Here is a 22,879-nt window from a genome sequence, read left to right as displayed (position 1 = left end):
TAAGGACTGCGCGGGTCAGGCGTCGACGGTAATTACCCCGCGCCGGATCTGATCCAGTTCGATGCTTTCGAACAGGGCCTGGAAATTGCCGTTGCCGAAGCCTTCATTGCCCTTGCGCTGGATGATCTCGAAGAAGATCGGGCCGACCATATTCTCGGTGAAGATCTGCAGCAGGATGCCCTCTTCGCCGACATTGCCGTCGATCAGGATGCGGTTCTTGCGCAGTCGCTCCAGGTCTTCGCCATGGTTCGGCACGCGCTTGTCGACCAGTTCGTAATAGGTCTCGATCGTGTCCTGCAACCGGACGCCGCGCTGCCGCAGCTTCTCGACCGTTTCGTAAATATTGTCGGTGGTCAGGGCCAGATGCTGAATGCCTTCGCCGTTATATTCGCGGATGAATTCCTCGATCTGGCTCTTCTCGTCCTGGCTCTCGTTCAGGGGGATGCGGATCGCCTTGTCGGGAGCGATCATCGCCTGGCTGAACAGGCCGGTCGCCTTGCCCTTGATGTCGAAATACTTCTGCTCCTCAAAGCCGAACAGCTTGGAGTAGAAGCCCGACCAGGTGCGCATCTCGCCGCGACGGACATTGTGGGTCAGGTGGTCGAGCAGATCGAGCCCGACATTGTTCTCAACCTCGGCCTGCTGCCAGCCCTCGATCTCGGTCCAGTCGGCGAACAGGTCGCTTCCCGCCTTCACCAGATAGAGATAGCTGCCACCAATCCCCTCGATCGCCTTGGCATCCGGGGTCAGGCAGCCGCGCGTGGCGTCGACCGGGGTCGCGCCGCCCTGGATCGCATGGTCGAAGGCTTCGGCCGGATCGGCGACGTAAAAGCCCATGCCGCTGGCCGAAGGGCCATGCTCGGCGCGGAAGTCTGCGGCCTGGCCTTCGGCCTCTGCATTGAGCAGCAGGGTGATGCGGCCCTGCTTGTAACGGGTGATCGCCTTTTCGGGGTGACGATGGGTGGGCACGAAGCCCATCATGTCGAACTGGTGCGCCAGCGTCTCGGGCTCGGGCGTGGTGAATTCACAGAAAGCGAAGCCGTCCAGGCCCAGCGGATTGTTCGGGGTGGTTGCCATGACGTCCAACTCCTGATCCAGTATCTTCCGTTACTAGATCGCAGAACGGGGAATTGGTGTCAAATGTTACGATCTCGCGAATTGCGGCTGGACGGCTTTCTTCCCTATCGCCTGTCGATCACCTCGAACCTGGTCAGCGACCACATCGCCAGCGCCTATCAGCAGCTGTTCGGCCTCACGATCCCCGAGTGGAGGCTGATCGCGATCGTCGCGGAGGAGGAGGCCGTCGCCCAGTCGGCGGTGTGTGAGCGCAGCCGGATGGACAAGGTGACCGTTTCGCGCGCGGCCATCGCGATGGTCGGGCGCGGCTTGCTCGCCCGGACCGCGCATGACGGTGACCGACGCTCGCACCTCCTCGTCCTGACCGACGCAGGGCGGACACTCTATGCCGATGTCGCCCCCAAGGCACTGGAGCTGGAGGCGCAGCTGTTCGCGGGCTTCACGCCGGACGAGCTGGAGGCGTTCGTCGCCATGCTCCACCGCATCGACGCGGTGGCGCTGGCGCAGCGCGATCAGCCCAGGATGGAGCGGTAAAGCGCCAGATACCGATCGGCCATCCGGTCGACCGAAAAGCGTGTCGCGGCCGCCTGGCGACAGGCCGCACGGTCGATCTCACCGATGCGGTCGACGGCGGCGATGGCTTGCTCGACGTTATCGACCAGAAAACCGGTTACCCCGTCCTCGATCAGTTCGGGCATCGATCCGCGCCGGATCGCGATGACCGGCGTGCCGCAGGCCATCGCCTCGATTACCGACAGCCCGAACGGTTCGTCGAAGTTGATGAGGTGGAGCAGCGCCTTGGCGGCTCCCAGCGTCGCAGTCCGCTCCGTGCCGCCGACGGGGCCGCGATAGACGATGCGGTCGTCATCGACATGGGGGCGAACCTCGCGCTCCCAATAGCCCTGATCCTGGACGATCCCGGCCATGACCAGACGGCGACCGGTGCCTTGAGCCACCGCCACCGCTTCGGCGGCACCCTTATCGGGATGGATGCGACCGAAGAAGAGAAGATCGTCGCTACCCTCTGGATCGAAAGGGAAATCCTCGATCGGAATGCCGTGATGAATGGTGTCGGCATAGCGTAGCCGGGGGTGCCGGTCGGCGTCGGAGATGGCGACATAATGCACGCGGTCCTGATAAGGCTCGTACATCGGCATGATCCGTTCGGACGAGAAGCCATGGATCGTGGTCACCATCGGCGTGTCGACCAATCCCGAAAAGGCATGAGCGGGAAAATCGGCTTGGTTGTGGATCAGGTCAAATTCGCCCGCCCGCGTGAAGACTTCGGCGAGGTGACGCATCTCCCACGCCTTCGCATCGACCGAGGGGTCTTCGGAATAGGGGGCGGGGACGGGACCCGCCAGCGTGGCGGTGGTGATGCTGTCCTGCGTCGCGAACAAGGTGACGTCCACGCCGCGTGCGACCAGTGCCTCGGTTAACAGGCTCGTCACCAATTCCCAAGGGCCATAGGCGCGCGGCGGTGTGCGCCACGCGATCGGGGCAAGCATCGCGATCTTCATGCGGTGGTGTCGACTTTCAGGATCAGGCCCTCATCGGGGCGCAAAAGGGAAGGGGCCCGGTCGGGCAGCGTGGCCAGCGTCGACAGGATGGGACGTCCGGTGAGATCAACGGGGGCGGGGGCATCGCTCAAATTCAGTGCGATGAGGAAGCGCGCTCCATCCTGTTCCCGTTCAAAGGCAAGGACAGGGCCTTGCGCCTCGATCAGCCGGATCGAACCGGTCGCGAGCGCCGGGCTGGACCGCCGGAGCGCAAGCAGGGCGCGGTGGAGCGATAGCATCGACTCCGGCGTGTCCATCTCGGTGGCAACATTATGCGCTTGCCAGCCTTGCCCGAGCGGGAGCCAAGGCTCGCCGGTCGTAAAACCGCCGGCCTTGCTGTCGTCCCACGGCATCGGCGTGCGGACGGGATCGCGCCCCAGGCCCAGGCCGGGCTCGCGCAACTCGCGCGGGTCGCGGACACGATCGGGTGGGATGACGCCATTTTCCATCCCCAGCTCATCGCCATAATAGAGCGTCGGCGTACCGCGCAGGGTCAGCAGCAGCATCGCGGCCACCCGTGCCTGTGCCGCGCCGCGCTTGGTCGCACTGCGCGGACGGTCGTGATTGCCGAGCACCCAGTTCGGCCATCCGCCCGGTGGTAAGGCCGCCTCATATTCGGCGATCATGGTCGCGAGGTGACGGGCATCCCAAGGCGCGTCGATCAGCTGGAAGTTGAAGGGCAAATGGACGCCCTCTCCCTGCTCGCCATAATAACGCATCAGCAGCGCGACCGGCAGATAGATTTCGCCGATCAGCACCCGCTCTTCCCCATCCGGGCTAAAGGCATCGGCGATGGCGCGCATATCGGCGGCGATATCGTGCACCTCCGGCTGGTCGGTCGAATGAAGCTGAAACACCCGGTTCATTTCTCCGGTCGCCGGGTCCCAGTCGGGGTTGATCGGATTATCGGGGAAATCAGCGTGCTTGATGATGTGCCAGAGCACGTCGATGCGGAATCCGTCAACGCCGCGCGCGAACCAGAAACGGAGCACGTCGAGCATCGCCGCGCGGACGTCGGGATTGCGCCAGTTGAGGTCGGGCTGTTCCTTCAGGAAGGCGTGATAATAATATTGCCCGGTCGCTTCATCCCAGGTCCAGGCGGGCCCGCCGAAATCGCTGATCCAGTTATTGGGCGGCCCACCATCGGCGGCGGCGTCGCGCCAGATATACCAGTCGCGCTTGGGATTGGTGCGGCTCGACCGGCTTTCGACGAACCAGGGATGCTGGTCGGAGCTGTGATTGGGCACGAAGTCGAGCAGCACCTTCAACCCGCGCGCATGGGCCGAGGCGAGCAATGAGTCGAAATCGGCCAGCGATCCGAACCGCGGATCGACGCCGCAATAATCCGCCACATCATATCCGAAGTCGGCCATAGGCGACGGAAATATAGGGGAAAGCCAGATGGCGTCGACTCCCAGCTCGACCAGATAATCCAGCCGAGCCTCGATGCCGCGCAGGTCCCCTATGCCGTCGCCATCGCTGTCTTGGAACGACCAGGGATAGATTTGATAGAGGACGGCCGATTGCCACCAGGGCCGCCCGCTCATGCGAACAGCGCCTTGGACAGGCGGGTCAGACGGCAGGCGAGATCGGCCTCGCCGCTCGCCACCAGATAATGGTCGCCCATGTCGATCATGCCGGTCGAGAAAACCACCGGTGTCGGCAAATACATCTGGTGCGCAATGGAGGCGGTCAGGGTGGGATCGGCCTCCAGCACGGGATAGTCGTCGGCTAGGTGCCGGATGCGGGTCGGATCGTCGCTGTCAAACAGCGCCCAGAAGCTGCGATAGATGCCAACCGACTCGTGCCGCTCGACCCCGTGATAGAGCGTCAGCCAGCCGCGCTCGGTCAGGATCGGCGGCGTACCGCCCCCGACCTTCATCGCCGAGATGGAGTCCTTCCGGGCCCGAATGCCGGGGGCCTCCAGCGGTTTCCAGTGCAGCGCGTCAGGCGATGTCGCGAAGTTGATCGAGGGACCACCAACAAAGGGACTTTCATCAGGATAGGCGAAATATACCTCGCCCAGCGGGCGGGTCAGCGCCAGGAAACGGCCATCGACCAGCCCCTCAAAGAACAGCATGTCCTTGTTCTGATGATCCAGAATGATCCCGGCGAGCCGATAATCCAGGCCATTGTCGGAGATGTGCAGCGTCGTCGAATGCCGCTCGGCCGAAACCGAACAGGTGGTCATGTACCAGCGGTCGCCAATCCGGCTGATCCGGGCGTCCTCCACGCCGTAATCCTGCCAGGTCGCGGCAGGCTCGATCGCTTTGTCGTAATGAACCGCGACGATCGCGGTGCCGTCCGCCGACAGCTCGACGGGCAGCAGCCAGGACAGCGACGTCAGCGCCAGGATACGGTGCGCACTGCCGCGAAGGGCGAACTGGCGCGGGTCGGTCATGTCGACCTCCGCCAGGGGATAACGGTCGAGGACGTAGCCCTGCTCGGTCCAGCGGATCGCCCGGACGTGCGCGCCATCGACCGGCTCGCGCAATGCTTCGGCCACGCGGACCATCAACAGGATATTGCCGTTCGCCAGCCGGGTCATGCCCGGATTGAAGGCGCCCAGCACATAGGTCGGGTCGGTTATGCCGCGTCGCAGCGGCGAGCGGGCCAGATCGACATCGTCGGGGCGAAAGATCAACAGGTCGTCGGACATGGCCCGCCAACGCCCGCTGTCATCACCCGTTCCCGATCACGCCGCCGTCGCCACCTTCAGGAACACCGACCAGCGATGCTCGAAAAACTGGTCGGGGGTCAGGCCGGAGAAGGGATCGGGCAGATCGAACTGCATCCGGCGGCTCGGTCCGTCGATCATGTCTGCGAGCAGATTGAACAGGGCTAGAGGCGTTTCGTCGGAGCGGAGCAGGCCCGCGTCCTGCGATGCTTCGATACAGGCAATGATCGGATTGGAGAGCACCTTGTCCCAGGTCGCGAAACGATGGCGAAGCTCTTCCGAGAAGACGGCCTCGGACGTCAGAAAGGCCATGAAGCGCACCGAATCCGGCTCGACGCAAAAGAAGAAGAACCGACGGGCGGCGCTCTTCAGGCGTTCGAGAGGATTGCTGCCGGCGGCATGGTCCAGCATCGCCTGATTCAACCGGTCCAGGTCACGGGTCACCACCGCATCCAGCAACGCCATCTTACCCGCATAGCGGCGATAAATGGTGTGTTTGCTCACCCCGACCGACAGAGCGATTTCCTCCATCGAAGTGCCTTCGATGCCCTGTGAACAGAACGCATCGCGCGCACCGGACAGGATGATGTCGTCGATATGCTGTGCCTGTTCGCGGGTCGGGCGACCAGCGGTCCGTTTCGTGATGGCCATGATCCCCCTTTGCGGCGTCCTCAGTCTCAGGTCAAATTTAATTGCACCTTGCCGTTGCTTTTTTGCACGTGCGAGGTACAGGGGGCTTGAATGACTGAAACGTCATCTGCTTCAGGGAGTTTCACGGCGTGTCCAAATTTTCCGTGCTCGGATCGTCGCTTGCGATGGCATTGGCGCTGGCGGCCTGCGGACAGCAGCAACAGCAACCCCCGGCGCCCCCGCCGCCGGTCGTGACCGCGATCACGGTGCAGGCGGGTGCCGTGCCTAACATCATCGAGCTGCCTGGCCGGATCGAGGCGATTCGCACCGCTGAAGTTCGGGCGCGGACCGATGGCATCGTCGAGGCACGTCTGTACAAGGAAGGCACCGACGTTGCCGAGGGGCAGCCGCTGTTCCGCATCGACCAGCGCGATTACCGTGCGCAGGTGCAGCAGGCGCAGGCCGCGCTCGCCCGCGCCGAGGCCGCGCGCATTAACGCCGCATCGATCGTGCGCCGCTATCAGCCGCTGGTCGCCGAACGCGCGGTGAGCGCCCAGGAATTCGACGCGGCCCAGTCCACCCTGCGTCAGGCGGATGCCAGCGTCGCCGACGCCCGCGCCGCCCTGTCGCGGGCTCAGCTGCAGCTCAGCTATACCATCGTCCGCGCGCCGATCGCGGGCCGGGTCGGCCGCGCGCAGGTGACCGAAGGCGCGTTGGTCAGCGCGACCCAGGCGACGCCGCTGACCCAGGTCGACCAGCTATCGCCGATCTACGCCGTCTTCACCCAGTCGAGCGCGGCGCTGAGCGAGCTGATCCAGCAGGCGCGTTCAGGCGGCGTCGCGCTGCCCGACCTGTCGAAGATCACCGTGCGCCTGACGCTGGAGGACGGATCGGAATATGGCCCGACCGGCCAGCTCGACTTTGCCGGCCAGACGGTCGATCCGACGACCGGTAGCCAGCAGCTGCGCGCGCGTTTCCCGAACCCCAATCGCATGTTGCTGCCGGGCCAGTTCGTCCGTGCGCATGTGAATGCGGGCACGATCAAGAGCGGCATCTCGGTGCCGCAGCGTGCCGTGCAGCTGAGCAACCAGGCGGCGTCCGTCATGGTCGTCGACGGCAACGGCACCGTCCAGTCGCGCCCCGTCACGCTGGGCGGACAGGTCGGCGGCAACTGGGTCATCCTCTCCGGCCTGAAGCCGGGCGAGAAGGTCGTGACCGAGGGTTGGCAGAAGGTGCAGCCGGGCCAGAAGGTCCAGCTTCAGGGGCAGCAGCCGCAGCCGCAGGGTGGCAAGGCCGCCCCGGCCGCCGCTGCCCGCTGAACGCCGGAGTAGAGCATCATGAATCGCTTCTTCGTCTATCACCCGGTCTTTGCCTGGGTGATCGCGCTCTTCATCGCGCTGTTCGGCGTGATCGCGCTCCGGCTGTTGCCGATCGAGAGCTATCCATCGGTCGCGCCCCCGGCGCTGAACCTGGCGATCAGCTATAACGGCGCCGACGCCGAGGTGATGGACCGGTCGGTGACGGCCGTCATCGAAAAGGAACTGAACGGCGTCGACAATTTCCTGTACATGGCGTCGACCAGCCGCTCGAACGGCACGGCGCAGATCACCGTCACCTTTAAACCCGGCACCGATCTGGACGTCGCGCGCACGCAGATCCAGGACCGGCTGAGCCGCGCCGAACCGCGTCTGCCGCAGGAAGTCCGCGCGCTGGGCATTCAGGTGACCGAGGGTACGGCGGGCTTCCTGGAAGTCATCACGCTCAGCTCGAAGTCGGGCAAGACCAGCCCGGTCGAACTCGGCAACTTCGCCGAGAACAATATCCGCAACGAACTGCGCCGCATCGACGGTGTAGGCGACGTGCAGCTGTTCGGCTCGCCCTATGCGATGCGCATCTGGCTCGATCCTCAGAAGCTGGCGGGCTATAGCCTGTCGGCCTCCGAGGCGCTGGCCGCCGTGCAGGAGCAGAATAGCCAGACGGCGGGCGGCTCGATCGGGGCGCAGCCGCTGACCCGCACCGCCGAGTTCACCGCACAGATCATTACCCAGAACCGCTTCGCGACGCCGGAACAGTTCCGCCAGATCATCATCCGCGCCAATCCCGACGGCTCGGCGGTGCGGCTGGGCGATGTCGCGCGGGTCGAACTGGGCAAGGACAATTACGGCTTCCGCCTGACGCTGAACGGCAAGGAGACGGTCGGTCTGGCCGTCCAGCTGGCGAGCGGCGCAAACGCGCTGGCGACGGCGGATGCTGTCTCGGCCAAGATGAAGCAGCTTCAGGGCAGCTTCCCCGCCGACGTCACGTGGAGCGTGCCGTTCACGACGACGCCGTTCATCACCGCCTCGGTGGAGAGCGTCATCCACACGCTGGTCGAGGCGATGATCCTCGTCTTCCTGGTGATGTTCCTGTTCCTGCAGAACTGGCGCGCCACGCTGATCCCCGCGATCGTCGTGCCGATCGCACTGGGCGGCGCGTGCATCGGGCTTCTCGCCTTCGGCTTTTCGATCAACACCCTGTCGCTGTTCGGCATGGTGGTGGCGATCGGCATCCTGGTCGACGACGCGATCGTCGTCGTCGAGAATGTCGAGCGTATCATGTCGGAAGAGGGGCTGAGCCCACGCCGCGCGACCGTGAAGGCGATGGGGCAGATCACCGGCGCGATCATCGGCATCACGCTGGTGCTGGTCGCGGTGTTCATCCCGATGGCCTTTTTCCCGGGGTCGACCGGCGGCATCTATCGCCAGTTCTCGGTCACGCTGGCCGTCTCGATCTTCTTCTCCGCACTGCTCGCGCTGACGCTGACGCCCGCGCTCTGCGCGACGTTGCTGAAGCAGGAGGACGCGCATCTGGAGGATCGGCCGGAGCCCAAGCCGGGCGTGCGCGGCCTGCCGCAGCGCTTCTTCAACTGGTTCAACGACAAGTTCGGCCGTGGCACCGAAAAGTACACGGGCGGCGTGACGAAGATGATGTCGCGGCCCAAGCGCTGGCTGGCCGTGTTCGCGGTCGTCGTCGTCCTGACCGGCCTGGCGTTCACGCGCATCCCCGGCGGCTTCCTGCCGACCGAGGACCAGGGCTATATCTTCGTGTCCTATGACGCGGCCCCCGGCGCGACGCTGGAGCGGACGGGCGCGGCGATCACCAAGGTGGAGAACTTCCTCCACGCTCAGCCGCAGGTGGCCGACATCGTGTCAGTTGCGGGCTTCAACTTCTTCGGCCAGGGTCAGTCGGCGGGTATCTCGTTCGTCAACCTGAAGCCCTGGCATGATCGCCCGGGTGTTGCGAACAACTCGACCACGCTGGTCGGCAAGACGATGGGCTTCGTCCAGTCGATCCCGGAGGCGACCATCTTTGCGCTCGACCCGCCGCCGATCCAGGCGCTGGGCAATGCGACGGGCTTCTCGATGAAGATCGAGGATCGCTCGGGACTGGGCGCAGCGGCGCTGCAACAGGCGCAGGGTGCCATCCTGGCCAAGGCGTCGCAGAACCCGGTACTGATGGGCGTTCGTCCCGAAGGCTTGGGACCGGCACCGCAGCTGTACGTCGATATCGACCGTATCCAGGCGCGGGCGCTGGGTCTGCAGATCGCCGATGTGAACCAGACGTTGTCGATCGCTTTCGGCTCCGCCTATGCCAACGACTTTGTCCGTGATGGCAATGTGTTGCGCGTCTATCTTCAGGCCGATGCTCCGCAGCGCATGTCGCCCGAGGACGTGCTGGCGCTGCGCGTCCGCAATGCGCAGGGCAATATGGTGCCCTTCTCGGCCTTTACGAAGGTGCGCTGGCAGAACGGGCCGCAGCAGCTGGAGCGCTATAACGGCTATCCGTCGCTGACCGTCTCCGGCATGGCCGCGCCGGGCCAGTCGACCGGCACCGCGCTGAAGGAAATGGAGAAGATCGCGGGTGAGGTCCTGCCGCAGGGCATGGGCTATGAATGGACCGGCACCGCCTATGAGGAACAGCAGGCGGGCGGCCAGATCGGCCTGTTGCTGGGCCTGTCGCTGGTGGTCGTCTTCCTGCTGCTCGCCGCACTGTACGAAAGCTGGGCGATCCCGCTGGCGGTGTTGCTGGTGGTGCCGTTCGGCGTGCTGGGTGCGGTATTGATGACCATCTTCCGGGGCTTCTCGGCGGACGTGTACTTCAATGTCGGGCTCATCACGATCATCGGTCTGGCGGCCAAGAACGCCATCCTGATCGTCGAGTTCGCCATTGAGGACCAGCAGGCAGGCCGCACGCCCTTCGAGGCGACGGTGGAGGCGGCGCGGCAGCGTCTGCGCCCGATCCTGATGACCAGCCTGGCCTTCATCCTGGGCATGGTGCCGCTGTTCATCGCCAGTGGCGCGGGCGCGGCGAGCCGCCGGGCTGTCGGTACGGGCGTGATGGGCGGCATGATCGCGGCGACCGCGTTCGGCATCTTCTTCACCCCGGTCTTCTACATCGCCGCCAAGAAGTGGCTGGTGCGCGAGCATGACCATGAGGCGGCGGATGCCGAGGAGGAAGCGCGCGAGCGTGACGAGCGAACCGGCGAAGAGGAGGGCCCGGCCCATGCGTAAGGCGTTTTCCCGTGCGGCCGCCACGCTGGCCCTGACCAGCGCGCTGGCGGGGTGCAACCTGGCACCGCAATATCGCCAGCCGGTTGCGCCGGTCTCCGCCACCTATCCCGAGGCGGCGACCGGTACGCGGAGCGCGGCGGAAATCGGCTGGCGCGAGTTCTTCGCCGACGAACAGCTGAAGGCGTATATCGCCGCCGCGCTCGCCAATAATCGCGATCTGGCCCAGGCGGTTGCGCGGGTGGAGCAGGCGCGCGCGCAATACCGCATCCAGGATGCGCAGCGGCTGCCGGCTCTGGACGCCACGGCGGGGGCGTCGCGGACGCGTATCCCGCTCAACTCGCTGGGTTTCGGCAATGCCATTCCCGGCGCTGGCGATGCGGCGAACCCGACCTCGATCACCTATAACCAGTTCTCGCTAGGCGCGCGGGTGTCGAGCTTCGAGCTCGACTTCTGGGGGCGCGTCCGCAATCTGGCGGAGGCTCAGCGGCGGCAATATCTAGCGACGGTCGAGGCGGAGCGTGCCTTCCGCCTGTCGCTGGTGGGACAGGTTGCCGCGACCTATCTGCAGATCCGCGCCGCCGAGGAGCAGATCGCGCTGGCCGAGCGTACCGTCGCCAGCCGCAAGGAAGGGCTGGGCATCGCCAAGCGGCGGATGGATGCGGGCGTGACGTCCAGCGTCGATTACGACCAGGCGGCGGCGCTGCTGACCCAGGCGGAGACGCAGCTGGCCGAGTTGCGGCGGATGGTTGCGCAGTCGCAGAACCTGTTGACCGTATTGGTCGGCGGCCCGATCACCGGCCCGCTCCCCGCCGGACGGACGCTGAGCGACCAGAACCAGTTCGCGGCGATCGAGCCGGGGCTCCCGTCCGCTCTGCTGGTCAACCGACCCGACGTCCTCCAGGCCGAGCAGCAACTGCGCGCCGCCAACGCCAATATCGGCGCGGCGCGCGCGGCGTTCCTGCCCAGCATCTCGCTGACCGGCCTGGCGGGTTTCGTGTCGCCCGCGCTCAGCAGCCTGATCGACGGCAATTCGCAGCAATATCAGGTACAGGGTGCGGCGCTGTTGCCGATCTTCGACTGGGGACGTCGCAATGCGCAGCTGAAGCTCAGCCGGGCGCAGGCCGACGAGCTGACTGCCGCCTATCAGCGGGCGGTACAGGGCGCCTTTCGCGAAGTGGCGGACGCGCTGGTCGCCCGGCGTCGCTATGCCGAGCAGATCGAGGCGCAGACGCGAGCGGTGGATGCGCAGCGGCGGCTCGCCCGCACCGCGCGGCTTCGCTTTGGCAACGGCATCGCCATCTATCTCGAAGTGCTCGATGCCGAGCGGAACCTGTTCTCGGCCGAGCAGCAGTTGCTGACCCTGCGCAGTGCCGCGCTTCAGAATGACGTCACCCTCTATGTCGCGCTGGGCGGTGGCCTGCGCGAGGGCGGGCAGGCGACCACGGTTCCCGCGAGCGGCTAATCCCCCAGCCGACGCGGTCGAGCGAGGGGCGTGCGGGAACCTCCCCCCGTGCGCCCCTTTGCTTGTCCGGGCGATGCGCCTAACCGATATGGGAATGGAACAGGAGCGTGGAATGACGGGCTGGACGATCGGGGTCATCGGCGGATCGGGTCTGTACGCGATCGATGCGCTGGAAGATGTCGAAACGCTGGTCCTCGACACGCCCTGGGGAGCGCCGTCTGACACGCTGGTGCGCGGACGGATCGGGGCGGTGCGCTTCGTCTTCCTGCCGCGCCATGGGCGGGGGCACCGCCTGTCGCCGACCGAGGTCAATGCGCGCGCCAATATCCATGCGTTGAAGCTGGCGGGCTGCACCGATGTGCTGGCGATCTCGGCGATCGGGTCGCTGCGCGAGGAACTGCCGCCGGGTCATTTCGTCGCGGTCGACCAGTTTATCGACCGCACGGTTCACCGCGACACCAGCTTTTTCGGGGCCGGGCTGGTCGCCCATGTCTCTATGGCCGATCCGGTGTGTCCGCGCCTATCGACGCTGGCCGCGCAAGCGGGCGAGCGGGCGGGGGCCAGCATGGTGCATGGCGGCACCTATCTGGCGATGGAGGGGCCGCAATTTTCGACCCGGGCCGAAAGCCATCTCTATCGCCAATGGGGCGCCGATGTGATCGGCATGACCGCGATGCCCGAGGCCAAGCTCGCTCGCGAGGCGGAGCTGCCCTATGCGCTGATCGGCATGGTCACTGACTATGACTGCTGGCGCGAGGATGAGGCGCATGTGGAGGTCGATGCGGTGCTGGCGCAGCTGGTGTCCAATGCGGCGACCGCGCGGGCGTTGGTGGTCGAACTGGCCGGGCTGCTGCCGGAGGAGCGGACCGCCTCGCCGATCGATACGGTGCTCGACCAGGCGCTGATCACGCACATCTCGCATATAGACCGGGCCAAGGCGGAGAGCCTCGGCCCGATCGTGTCGCGTGTTCTGGCCGCGCGCGGCGGCTAGGCGATCAATCCTCGACGATCTGGCTGTTCTTGCCGGTGTCGCGCATCCTCAGATAGACGATCAGCGAGATGCCGATCATCGCGGTAACATACCAGTAGAAGCCCTGCTCGAAGCCCGACTTCTTGAACAGCAGCGCGACCGACTCCGCGGTGCCGCCGAAGATCGTGTTGGCCAGCGCATAGGGCAGGGCGACACCCAGCGCGCGGATATGCGCCGGGAACAGCTCGGCCTTCACCACCGCGTTGATCGAGGTATAGCCGGTCACGATGATCAGTGCGGCCATCACCAGGGCCCCCGCCACGAGCGGATCGCGCGTCGTCTCCAGCGTGGAGAAGATCGGATAGGTCAACAGCACGCCCGCGATACCGAAGGCGACCATCAACGGCTTGCGCCCGATCCGGTCGGACAGTCCGCCTGCCACCGGCTGCAGCAGCATGAAGACGAACAGGGTGACGGCGTTGATCTGGCTCGCGACCTCACGGCTGAAGCCGCTGGTGTTGACCAGGAACTTCTGCATGTAGATCGAATAGGCATAGAAGGCGAGCGTGCCGCCCGCGGTCAGCAGCATGACCGTCAGCGTTTCCTTCGGGTGCTTGGTGAACAGCTGGATCAGGCCCGATTTCGGCGCATTGTCCTTCTTGACGTTCTCGAAGCTCTTGGTCTCGGCCAGACCGCGACGGATGTAGAACACCACGACCGCCAGCACCGCGCCCAGCGCGAAGGGAATGCGCCAGCCCCATTCGTCCAGCGCCGCCTCGGTCATGGTCGACTGGAGCACCAGCAGCACGCAGATGGCGAGCAGCTGGCCGGAGATCAGCGTGACATATTGAAAGGACGAAAAGAAGCCGCGCCGATCCTTGCCCGCCATTTCCGACAAATAGGTCGCGCTGGCGCCATATTCGCCGCCGACCGACAGACCCTGCAACAGGCGCGCCAGCACCAGCAGCGCGGGCGCGGCGAGGCCGATCGTCGCATAGCCGGGCGTCACCGCGATGATCAGCGAGCCCATGCACATCAGCGTGACCGACAGGGTCAGGCCCGATTTGCGCCCCTTGCGATCGGCATAGATCCCCATCACCCAGGCCCCGATCGGCCGCATGACGAACCCGACCGCGAAAACCGCCGCCGCGCTCAACAGCTGCGCGGTGCGGTTTTCGGACGGAAAGAAGTGCGGCGCGAAATAGAGGGTGAAGGCGGAGTAGACATACCAGTCGAACCACTCGACCAGGTTACCGGTCGATCCACCGATGATGGATTTCAGGCGGTGCCGATCGGAATCGGCGGTGCTGTACGACATGGTCTACTCCCCTTTTGTCGTTGGATTACAGGATATCAGAAGCGGAAGCTCAACCATCCTGCCCAGAAATCGGAGCTTTTCAGATTGGCCCGCTGCAACACGGTGTCGGCCTTGAAATGCTCGTACCGGCCGACGAAGGACAGGCGCGGCGTAATGGTCCAGGTGGCCTGCAGGCGGGCGACCTCGGCCACCTTCTTGCCGCGCACATTCTGCGCCCCGCCCAGGCCGCGCCGCTGGCACGGTAGACGGCATCGAACTCGTCGGGCCGCCAGGCGAAGCCATATTCGGCCGCGACGCGCAGGTTGCGCACCGGCGTGAAGGTGACGTTCGGCGCGGCATACAGCAGGTTGGTCGGCGTCAGGAACAGGCCATAGCTGTAATAGATATTGTTGCCGAACAGGCCGCTGGTCGTCTGCAACTCGCCGCTGCGCTGATAGGCGCCGCCGCCCGAGCCATAGTCGACATGGAAGCCGACGCGCGGCGCATCGGGCTTCTTGCCCAGTCGATACGTCTGGGCGACGAACGCCTGCCAGGCCGAGATCGGACGGTCGCCGAAGGTGCCGCGCTGGTTGTTGACGGTCCAGTCGATGTTGACCGGCCCGGCATCGCCGTACGCATGCAGACCCAGGAAGTAGCGTTCCTCCAGCGCGGTCGTCGGCCCCCACACGGCCCGGCGGTTGCGCAAGCGCCAGATGAAGGGGTCGAGGTACAGCTTCGATCCGCCGAACAGCTCGGGCGACAGGCGGAAGCCGAAGGTCGCACCGGTGAAGCGGATATCGGGATTGGTCTTGTCGTCGCTGATGCCCTGTTGGCCATAGGTGACGTAGTTCAGGTCGAAGATATCGACCCGCGCATCCTTGCCACGGGCATAGGCGCGAACGCCGTCCAGCACGAAATACAGCGTGTTGTTATCGCGCCCGACGGTCAGCAACTGTGGCCCGTCGAAAAACTCCTGACGGCCCGCGCGCACGCCGACGTCGATGCCGGACACCTTGCCCTTCACCTCGGCGAACAGCTGCTGCACGGCCAGCTGGTTGCGCAGATTACCGGCGGGCGTGCCCAGGTTGATGCCCTGCAGCTCGGCGCGGCCCAGTTCGCCAAAGACGCGGAAATGGTCGCCCAGATGCACATCGGCACCACCGACGATGCGCGCGATATCCTGGCGCTGCTGTTGGACTTCGCGCAGATTGGGGTTGGTGGTGATGTTCACCCGGGTCCGCAGCTCGCCTGAGAAGGTGACATAGGATTTGCCATCCTCGGTCAGCTTCACGCACTTCAGCGCATCGATGAAGTCGTCGCGCTTGGCGGGGTCGCAATATTTCCGCCAGTCCTCCGCCCAACGCGACTGGTTGTATCCGCCCACCGTGTTGCCATCGCCCGAAGCGCTGGCGGGATAGGCGGTGGCGGCCGGGCTGGCGGGTTCCGCCGCCGCCTTCGGCGTCACGGTCTGGGCCGTCGCCGGAAAGGTCGCTATCGCGATTGCCGACACCGCTGCGGTGCCAGCCATCCAAATGAATTTCATGAGATTTCCCCCTCGATTACGCCGATCTATCATGTCACCGGCTGCCATAGTCGATCCTGGTAAACATATTGGCCCGACCGACAGGATCGGTCGGGCCCGGACAGGATCAGGCGATGGCGGGCTGGGCCGCAGGAGGCTGCGGGGCGGCATTCAGGGCGGCGTTGAGCGCATCCTGATCGAGAGCATTTTCCCAACGCGCGACCACGACGGTGGCGACCGCGTTGCCGATGAAGTTGGTCAGGCTGCGGCATTCCGACATGAAGCGGTCGACGCCGAGGATCAGGGCCATTCCCGCGACCGGCACGTCGGGCACGATCGACAGGGTGGCGGCCAGGGTAATGAAGCCCGCGCCGGTCACGCCCGCCGCGCCCTTCGAGCTGAGCATCGCGACCAGCAGGAGGGCCAGCTGCTGCCACAGCGACAGGTCGACACCGCACGCCTGGGCGATGAACAGCGCGGCCAGCGTCATGTAGATGTTGGTGCCGTCCAGGTTGAACGAATAGCCGGTCGGCACGACCAGGCCGACGACCGACTTCTCGCAGCCAGCCTTTTCCATCTTCACGAGAAGGTTGGGCAGGGCGGCCTCCGACGACGAGGTGCCGAGCACCAGCAGCAGTTCGGCCTTCAGATAACGGATCAGCTTCAGGACCGAGAAGCCGTTCAGGCGGGCGATGGTGCCCAGCACGACGACGACGAACAGGATCGAGGTGAGGTAGAAGGTCGCGACGAGTGCGCCCAGATTGACCAGGCTACCGACACCGTATTTGCCGATGGTGAAAGCGATCGCGCCGAACGCACCGATCGGGGCAGCGCGCATCAGGATGCCGACCATGCGGAACACGACGACGCTGATTCGTTCCAGCGCGGTGAGCAGCGGACGGACGGGCTCGCCGACCAGTGCCATCGAGATGCCGAACAGGATCGCGACCATCAGCACCTGCAGGATGTTGCCCTGCGTGAACGCGCTGATCAGCGTGTCGGGAATGATGCCGAGCAGGAAGCCGGTGATCGTCGTCTCATGCGCCTTGGCGGTATATTCCGCGATCGACCCGACCTTTAGCGTGCTGGGGTCGATGTTCATGCCTGCGCCCGGCTGGACGACATTGGCGACGATCAGCCCGACGATGAGTGCGAAGGTCGAGACGGTGATGAAGTAGAAGAACGCCTTGCCCGCGACGCGGCCGACGGAACCCAGTTCGCGCATCCCGGCGATACCCGTCACTACGGTCAGGAAGATGACCGGGGCGATGATCATCTTCACCAGCTTGATGAAGCCATCACCCAGTGGCTTGAGCGACTCGCCGAACGCAGGCCAGAAATGGCCGATGATTGCGCCGAGCACGATCGCGACCACCACCTGAAAATAGAGGTGGGACCAGAGACGGGCCCGCTTGGGCGCCTCTGCAACGGCATAATCCTGGGCAATCATGGCTTTCATCATCCTCCACAAAAGGGGCTGGACGCGGTATGGCCGCATTCCAAGTTGCAAGGATTGTGCGGGACGCAACACGAATTGCAAAATGATGCGTTAGTGATTCTATATTACTGATATACAACGATAAAATGTGCGATGTCATTAGCCGTCGCGCGAAATTCCGCATGGCGTTGTCGCCTGCGTTGCGATAATCCGCACATATGGCGTTCCTGTCCGCTTCGATGCGCCGCTATCTTCGGCGCTATGCGATGCCCCTGCTGGGCGTCTTGCTGCTGACGGCCGCCGCATCGCTGCTTCTCAGGGTCTATGCCCATCGCCAGGCGCTGGCCGCGCTTCACGCCGATGCCAGCCGGATCGCGCGGCAGCAGGAACGCTTGTTGAACAGCGAGTTGCAGCGTTTCCGGCTGCTGCCCATCGTGCTCGTCGAATATCCCGATCTAAGCGAAGCACTGCGCGAGGGCACGGCGCAGGCGAGGGATCGACTCAACGCCAAACTGCGCGGGCTGGCAGAGCGGACGGGCGCGCCGGTCATCTACGCGATCGATCGACGGGGGCGGACCATCGCCGCCTCCAATGCGGGCGAGCGGGACAGCTTTGTCGGGCGCGACTATAGCTTCCGCCCCTATTTCCGTCAGGCGATGCGGACCGGCACGTCCGAATATTTCGCGCTCGGCAACACCAGCCATCGCCCCGGCCTGTTCCTCGCCCGGCGCATCGGCACGGCTGCGGCACCGGAGGGGGTCGTGGTCGTCAAGGTCGAGTTCCAGCGGCTGGTCCAGGCTTGGGCCAGTGACGCCGGGCAGAGCCTGCTGGTCGACGATCATGGCGTGGTGGTCGTCAGCACCGCCCCACGCGCCAATTTCACCGCGATCCGGCCCCTCTCGGCGGAGGCGCGCGCGGAAATCGCAGGCAGCCGCCAGTTCGGTGACACCATGCTGCGCCCCAGTCCTTATCGGATCGGCGGCAGCGAAGCGACCGACCGGGACGGCACCCGCTATATCGTCGGCATTACCCCGGCACCCTTGCCCCATTGGCGGTTGATCCACCTGCTCCCCTCAAAGCCCGCGCTGCGCGAGGCGGATAGCTGGGTACGGTCGGCCACTGCGCTGGTTGCCGTGGCACTGTTCGGCCTGACGATGCTGTTCATCTGGCGGCGGACCCGCGCCGAGCGCGCGGCGCTAGCCCGCGAGGCGCTGGAGGAGGAGGTCGCGCGCCGCACCGCCGAACTTCGCGCCACCAACGACCAGCTGACCGTCGAGATCACCGAGCGAATTCGCGCTGACCAGCGATTTCGCGCCGCCCGTGAGGAGCTGGCCCAGGCCAACCGGCTGGGCTCGCTCGGCTCGATCACCGCGGGCGTCGCGCATGAGATCAACCAGCCGGTCGCCGCCATCCGCACCCTGGCGGACAATGCCCGCACCTTCCTGTCGCGGACGCAGCCGGACAAGGCGGCGGCCAATCTGGCGACGATCGTCGAGCTGACCGAGCGGATCGGGACGATCGTCCAGGAAATGCGGCGCTTTGCCCGGCGCGGCGCGCATGGTCTGGGCCCGGTGTCGCTGGACGAGGTGCTGGACGGCACGATGCTGCTGATTGGTGACCGGTTCCGCACCGCCGGGGTCGCGCTGGAAAGGCCGAGCGGCCAGCCCTTGCCGATGGTCGTGGCGGGCCGCGTCCGGCTGGAGCAGGTGTTGGTCAATCTGCTTCAAAACGCACTCGATGCGGTGGCGGGCTGCGCGGCCCCGCGCGTGCGGCTGGTCGTGTCGCAGGGGCCAGACGGCGTCGAACTGACCGTCGAGGACAATGGACCGGGGCTGGACCCGGCGATTGCCTCGGAAATCTTCACGCCTTTCGTGACCGGCAAGCCCGATGGGCTGGGGCTGGGGCTGGGCATCGCAAGGGACATCATGACGGAGTTTGGCGGTATGCTGGAGGTCATTCCTTCGGAACTGGGCGGGGCGGGTTTCCGCATCAGGATGCGCCGGGCATGAGCGAGGCGTTGCGCGTCCTGCTGGTCGATGACGACACCGTGCTGCGCCAGGCGCTGGCCCAGTCCTTCGAGCTCGCCGGGATCGATGTCGAGGCGCATGGCGATCCGCTATCCGCGCTGGAGGCGATCACCGCCGACTTTCCGGGCATGGTCGTGTCCGACATCCGTATGCCGGGGATCGACGGGATCGAGCTGGCCCGGCGCGTGGCGGCGATCGATACCGAGATACCGGTGATCCTGATGACCGGGCATGGCGATGTGCCGATGGCGGTCGCCGCGCTGAAGCAGGGCGTGTTCGATTTCGTCGCCAAGCCCTTCGCGGCCGACCATCTGATCGCCAGTGCCGAACGCGCGTTGGAGATGCGGCGGCTGGTCCTCGACAATCGGCGTCTGCGCCGTGCGGCGGAGGAGGCCCAAGGCGCCTATCCGCTGATTGGCGAAACCCCGGTGATGATGCGCTTGCGCGACACCGTTCGCCAGGTCGCCCAGGCCGATGTCGACGTGCTGGTGGAGGGAGAGACGGGGACCGGCAAGGAGCTGGTCGCCCTGCTGCTTCACCGTTGGAGCGGACGACGGACCCGGCCCTTCGTCGCGGTCGACTGTGCCGCACTGCCCGAGGCCATCGCCGAGGACGAGCTGTTCGGTCAGGCGCTTGGTCGCCATCAGGGGCGGATCGCGGCGGCGCATCGCGGCACGCTGTTCCTTGATGAGGTGGACAGCATGGGTGCCGCGCTGCAGGGCCGGATGCTGCGCGTCGTGGAGGAGCGCGAGGTGCGGGCGATCGGGTCGGAAGACCCGCAGGTGCTCGACCTGCGCATCGTCGCGGCGGCCAAATCCGATCTGGCCCAGGCGGTGGTCGAGGGGCGGTTCCGCGCCGACCTGCTCTATCGCCTGGATGCAGTTCGGCTTCGCGTCCCCCCGCTGCGCGAACGGCGCGCCGACGTGCCGTTGCTGTTCGCGCATTTCCTGCGCGAGGCGGCGGAGCGGTTCGGGCGGCCGGTGCCGATGATCGACGGGGCAATCCAGGCGCGGCTGCTGTCGCATGACTGGCCCGGCAATGTCCGCGAGGTCCGCAACTATGCCAACCGCGTCGCGCTGGGCCTGTTCGGCGAGGCGCAGGAGGCGGGTGATCCCTTGCCGCTACCCGAACGCGTCGAGCAGTTCGAGGGGGCGACGATCCGGTCGGTGCTGGAGGAGGTGGCGGGCGATGTTCGCGCCGCGCTCGCTATCCTGGGTATCCCGCGCAAGACCTTTTACGACAAGGTGGCCCGGCACGGCATCGACCTCAACGCCTATCGTCCGCATCGCGCCTGACTCCGTCCCATTCCCCTTGACGGCGGGGCGGGGGCGGGGGCGGGGGAGCATGACCGCCACGACGCCGACCATCGGCGCGGGGGTTTAGGAGAATGCCATGGAGGAGGCCGCAGACCGTCTGGCGCGCGATCCGCGCTACGTCGCGCTGGTGCGCAGGCGAGGGCGCTTTACCACGATCCTGACGCTGATCATGCTGATCGTCTATTTCGGCTTCGTCCTGACCATTGCGTTCGACAAGGCGTTGCTGGCCCGCTCGGTCAGCGGCGGCGCGACCAGCTGGGGCATTCCGGTCGGACTGGGCGTCATCGGCCTGGCGATCGTGCTGACCGGGCTTTACGTCTGGCGGGCCAATCGCGACTTCGATCCGGTGATCGACGCGCTTCGTGCGGAATATGGCGCATGAGGGCGCGGTGCCTGGCGCTCGGTGCGCCGCTCGCTCTGTTGCTGCCGGCCGCGGCGCACGCCCATGCCATCGGTCCGGCGGTGCAGCAGGCGACGAACTGGACCGCGATCGGCATGTTCGCCGCCTTCGTCGCCCTGACGCTCGCCATCACCCGTTGGGCGGCGCGGCGGACGCGGACGGCGTCGGACTTCTATACGGCGGGCGGCGGTATCACCGGCTTTCAGAACGGCCTGGCCATTGCCGGGGATTTCATGTCGGCGGCGTCGTTCCTCGGCATCTCCGCGCAGATCTATGCCGATGGATATGACGGGCTGATCTATTCGATCGGCTTCCTGGTCGGCTGGCCGATCCTGTTGTTCCTGATGGCCGAGCGGTTGCGCAATCTGGGGAGCTTTACCTTTGCCGATGTCGCCTCGTTCCGCTTTGCGCAGACGCCGGTGCGGATGGTCGCGGCCTGTTCAACGCTGCTGGTCGTCCTGTTCTACCTGATCGCGCAGATGGTGGGGGCAGGGCAGTTGATCCGGCTGCTTTTCGGCCTTCCCTATGGCTATGCGGTGATCATCGTCGGCGTGCTGATGACGATGTACGTCCTGTTCGGCGGAATGACCGCGACCACCTGGGTTCAGATCGTCAAGGCGATGATGCTGCTCGGCGCCGCCAGCTTCATGGCGATCGCGGTGCTGGCACGTTTCGGTTTCAGCCCCGAGGCGCTGTTCGCCCGTGCGGTCGACGTGAAGACGGCGCTGGCCGCCCTGGCCGGAGCCGGGCCCGACGAAGCCGTTGCCAAGGGGCGCGGGATCATGGGGCCGGGCGGGTTCATCAAGGACCCGGTGTCCGCCATCTCGATCGGGGCCGCGCTGATGTTCGGCACGGCAGGTCTGCCGCACATCTTGATGCGCTTCTTCACTGTGCCCAACGCCAAGGCGGCGCGCAGCTCGGTGCTGTGGGCGACGGGCTGGATCGGCTATTTCTACATCCTGACCTTCGTCATCGGGTTCGGGGCGATCGTGCTGGTGGCGACCGATCCAGGCTTCCTCGATGCCGACGGGGCGCTTCGCGGCGGTAGCAACATGGCGGCGATCCATCTGGCGCAGGCGGTCGGCGGCAACCTGTTCCTGGGCTTCATCTCCGCCGTGGCCTTTGCGACCATTTTGGCGGTGGTGGCGGGGCTTACCCTGTCGGGCGCTTCCGCGGTCAGTCATGATTTGTACGCCACGGTCATCAAGAAGGGGAAAGCGGACTCCGCGTCCGAACTGAAGGTGTCGCGGATCACCGTGCTGGTACTGGCCGTCATCGCGATCCTGCTCGGCATTTTGTTTGAGAAGCAGAACGTCGCCTTCATGGTCAGCCTGGCTTTCGCGCTGGCGGCGTCGGCCAATTTCCCGGTGCTGTTCCTGTCGCTGCTTTGGTCGGGTTGCACGACGCGGGGCGTGGTCGCGGGCGGCCTGGTCGGGCTGCTGACCGCGCTGGTCCTGACCATCCTGTCGCCCGCAATTTGGGTGACCGTGCTGGGCCATGCCGCGCCGATCTTCCCTTATGGATCGCCGACGATCTTCTCGATGCCGCTGGCCTTCCTGACCATCTGGCTGGTGTCGATCACCGACAGCAGCGGCCGTGCGGCGGTCGATAAGGCGGGCTATCCGGCGCAGCGCGTGCGCTCCGAAACCGGCATCGGCGCAGCCTCCGCCCACGACCATTAAGTGCTTGGCCCGCTGTCCCTAAACGGGGCAGCGGGTACAGGTGGCGCGCCAATTCGCCCGCGCCGAAATGGTGAATGATCCGTTAACACGACGCCATGAGACGTCGCCTCATCCTGACCAACGAAGCCGCCCGCCACCCCTTCCGGCGCTCGCTCCCGCCCCCTGCGCCGATGCGCAGCCGCCGGGATGACGACCAGGACCTGCGCCTGTTCGTCCTCAGCTTCACCGCCTTCTTCGTCTGTATCTACAGCTTCCTGTTCTGACCGGTCGCG

General features: G+C 65.7%; 18 protein-coding genes. 10 read left to right on the top strand and 8 right to left on the bottom strand.

Annotated elements, in window-relative coordinates; all coding sequences use genetic code 11:
• Nucleotides 1-15 precede the first annotated feature (15 nt).
• On the bottom strand, nt 16-1,077 hold the full coding sequence (hppD, locus tag SSA01S_RS04780) for a 4-hydroxyphenylpyruvate dioxygenase (RefSeq protein ID WP_061779446.1): 1,062 nt from the start codon (nt 1,075-1,077) through the stop codon (nt 16-18).
• 63 nt (nt 1,078-1,140) lie between these two features.
• Here hppD and SSA01S_RS04775 point away from each other — a divergent pair, with 63 nt between their 5' ends.
• Nucleotides 1,141-1,611, top strand: a complete 471-nt coding sequence (locus SSA01S_RS04775; protein WP_061779445.1) for a MarR family winged helix-turn-helix transcriptional regulator — start codon at nt 1,141-1,143, stop codon at nt 1,609-1,611.
• Here the strand turns inward: SSA01S_RS04775 and SSA01S_RS04770 are convergent.
• The 4 genes from SSA01S_RS04770 to SSA01S_RS04755 are packed head-to-tail and all read right to left on the bottom strand — an operon-like array spanning nt 1,590 to nt 5,964.
• Entirely contained in the window at nt 1,590-2,597 is a 1,008-nt protein-coding gene (locus SSA01S_RS04770) for a glycosyltransferase family 4 protein (RefSeq protein ID WP_061779444.1), read from the bottom strand. The genes SSA01S_RS04775 and SSA01S_RS04770 overlap by 22 nt on opposite strands.
• Nucleotides 2,594-4,183, bottom strand: a complete 1,590-nt coding sequence (locus tag SSA01S_RS04765; RefSeq protein ID WP_061779443.1) for an alpha-amylase family glycosyl hydrolase — start codon at nt 4,181-4,183, stop codon at nt 2,594-2,596. Before SSA01S_RS04765 ends, SSA01S_RS04770 begins: the two co-directional genes overlap by 4 nt.
• Nucleotides 4,180-5,295: a glycoside hydrolase family 130 protein gene (locus SSA01S_RS04760; protein ID WP_061779442.1), complete on the bottom strand. Its 1,116-nt coding sequence runs from the start codon at nt 5,293-5,295 to the stop codon at nt 4,180-4,182. The genes SSA01S_RS04765 and SSA01S_RS04760 overlap by 4 nt, the downstream gene beginning before the upstream one ends.
• A gap of 36 nt (nt 5,296-5,331) precedes the next feature.
• Nucleotides 5,332-5,964, bottom strand: a complete 633-nt coding sequence (locus SSA01S_RS04755; RefSeq protein ID WP_058716577.1) for a TetR/AcrR family transcriptional regulator — start codon at nt 5,962-5,964, stop codon at nt 5,332-5,334.
• Between the two features lie 128 nt (nt 5,965-6,092).
• On the opposite strand from SSA01S_RS04755, the gene SSA01S_RS04750 reads away from it, so the two are divergent.
• The 4 genes from SSA01S_RS04750 (at nt 6,093) to mtnP (ending at nt 12,946) form a co-directional block, all read left to right on the top strand.
• On the top strand, nt 6,093-7,262 hold the full coding sequence (locus SSA01S_RS04750) for an efflux RND transporter periplasmic adaptor subunit (RefSeq protein ID WP_082794929.1): 1,170 nt from the start codon (nt 6,093-6,095) through the stop codon (nt 7,260-7,262).
• A gap of 18 nt (nt 7,263-7,280) precedes the next feature.
• Nucleotides 7,281-10,493 (top strand): multidrug efflux RND transporter permease subunit, encoded by a 3,213-nt coding sequence (locus tag SSA01S_RS04745; RefSeq protein ID WP_061779440.1) that lies wholly within the window; start codon nt 7,281-7,283, stop codon nt 10,491-10,493.
• Complete coding sequence (locus SSA01S_RS04740; protein WP_061779439.1) at nt 10,486-11,955, top strand: efflux transporter outer membrane subunit; 1,470 nt, start codon at nt 10,486-10,488, stop codon at nt 11,953-11,955. The genes SSA01S_RS04745 and SSA01S_RS04740 overlap by 8 nt, the downstream gene beginning before the upstream one ends.
• Before the next feature lie 112 nt (nt 11,956-12,067).
• The gene (gene mtnP / locus SSA01S_RS04735; RefSeq protein ID WP_061779462.1) at nt 12,068-12,946 is read left to right on the top strand and encodes an S-methyl-5'-thioadenosine phosphorylase; all 879 of its coding nucleotides are present in this window, start codon (nt 12,068-12,070) and stop codon (nt 12,944-12,946) included.
• A 4-nt stretch (nt 12,947-12,950) separates the two neighbouring features.
• Here mtnP and SSA01S_RS04730 read toward each other — a convergent pair whose 3' ends face one another.
• The 3 genes from SSA01S_RS04730 to SSA01S_RS04720 form a co-directional block, all read right to left on the bottom strand.
• Nucleotides 12,951-14,243 carry an MFS transporter gene (locus SSA01S_RS04730; protein WP_061779438.1) on the bottom strand — a complete coding sequence of 431 codons (1,293 nt, stop codon included), beginning with the start codon at nt 14,241-14,243 and terminating at the stop codon, nt 12,951-12,953.
• A gap of 79 nt (nt 14,244-14,322) precedes the next feature.
• Nucleotides 14,323-15,765, bottom strand: coding sequence for an alginate export family protein (locus tag SSA01S_RS04725; protein WP_244885561.1), 1,443 nt, complete (start codon nt 15,763-15,765; stop codon nt 14,323-14,325).
• A gap of 106 nt (nt 15,766-15,871) precedes the next feature.
• Nucleotides 15,872-17,194: a dicarboxylate/amino acid:cation symporter gene (locus SSA01S_RS04720; protein WP_061779461.1), complete on the bottom strand. Its 1,323-nt coding sequence runs from the start codon at nt 17,192-17,194 to the stop codon at nt 15,872-15,874.
• Nucleotides 17,195-17,400: 206 nt separating this feature from the next.
• On the opposite strand from SSA01S_RS04720, the gene SSA01S_RS04715 reads away from it, so the two are divergent.
• The 5 genes from SSA01S_RS04715 to SSA01S_RS19765 all read left to right on the top strand — a co-directional run bounded on the left by SSA01S_RS04715 (nt 17,401) and on the right by SSA01S_RS19765 (nt 22,870).
• Nucleotides 17,401-19,191 carry a sensor histidine kinase gene (locus SSA01S_RS04715; protein WP_082794928.1) on the top strand — a complete coding sequence of 597 codons (1,791 nt, stop codon included), beginning with the start codon at nt 17,401-17,403 and terminating at the stop codon, nt 19,189-19,191.
• Nucleotides 19,188-20,504 carry a sigma-54-dependent transcriptional regulator gene (locus tag SSA01S_RS04710; RefSeq protein ID WP_061779437.1) on the top strand — a complete coding sequence of 439 codons (1,317 nt, stop codon included), beginning with the start codon at nt 19,188-19,190 and terminating at the stop codon, nt 20,502-20,504. Before SSA01S_RS04715 ends, SSA01S_RS04710 begins: the two co-directional genes overlap by 4 nt.
• A 97-nt stretch (nt 20,505-20,601) precedes the next feature.
• Nucleotides 20,602-20,907 (top strand): DUF485 domain-containing protein, encoded by a 306-nt coding sequence (locus tag SSA01S_RS04705; protein WP_061779436.1) that lies wholly within the window; start codon nt 20,602-20,604, stop codon nt 20,905-20,907.
• On the top strand, nt 20,904-22,607 hold the full coding sequence (locus tag SSA01S_RS04700) for a cation acetate symporter (protein WP_061779435.1): 1,704 nt from the start codon (nt 20,904-20,906) through the stop codon (nt 22,605-22,607). The genes SSA01S_RS04705 and SSA01S_RS04700 overlap by 4 nt, the downstream gene beginning before the upstream one ends.
• 95 nt (nt 22,608-22,702) lie before the next feature.
• Nucleotides 22,703-22,870 (top strand): hypothetical protein, encoded by a 168-nt coding sequence (locus SSA01S_RS19765; protein ID WP_167348888.1) that lies wholly within the window; start codon nt 22,703-22,705, stop codon nt 22,868-22,870.
• The last annotated feature ends 9 nt before the right edge of the window (nt 22,871-22,879 follow it).

The organism is Sphingomonas sanguinis NBRC 13937 (assembly GCF_001591005.1).
Classification (GTDB): Bacteria; Pseudomonadota; Alphaproteobacteria; order Sphingomonadales; family Sphingomonadaceae; genus Sphingomonas; species Sphingomonas sanguinis.
This window is presented reverse-complemented; position numbering and strand designations above follow the sequence as displayed.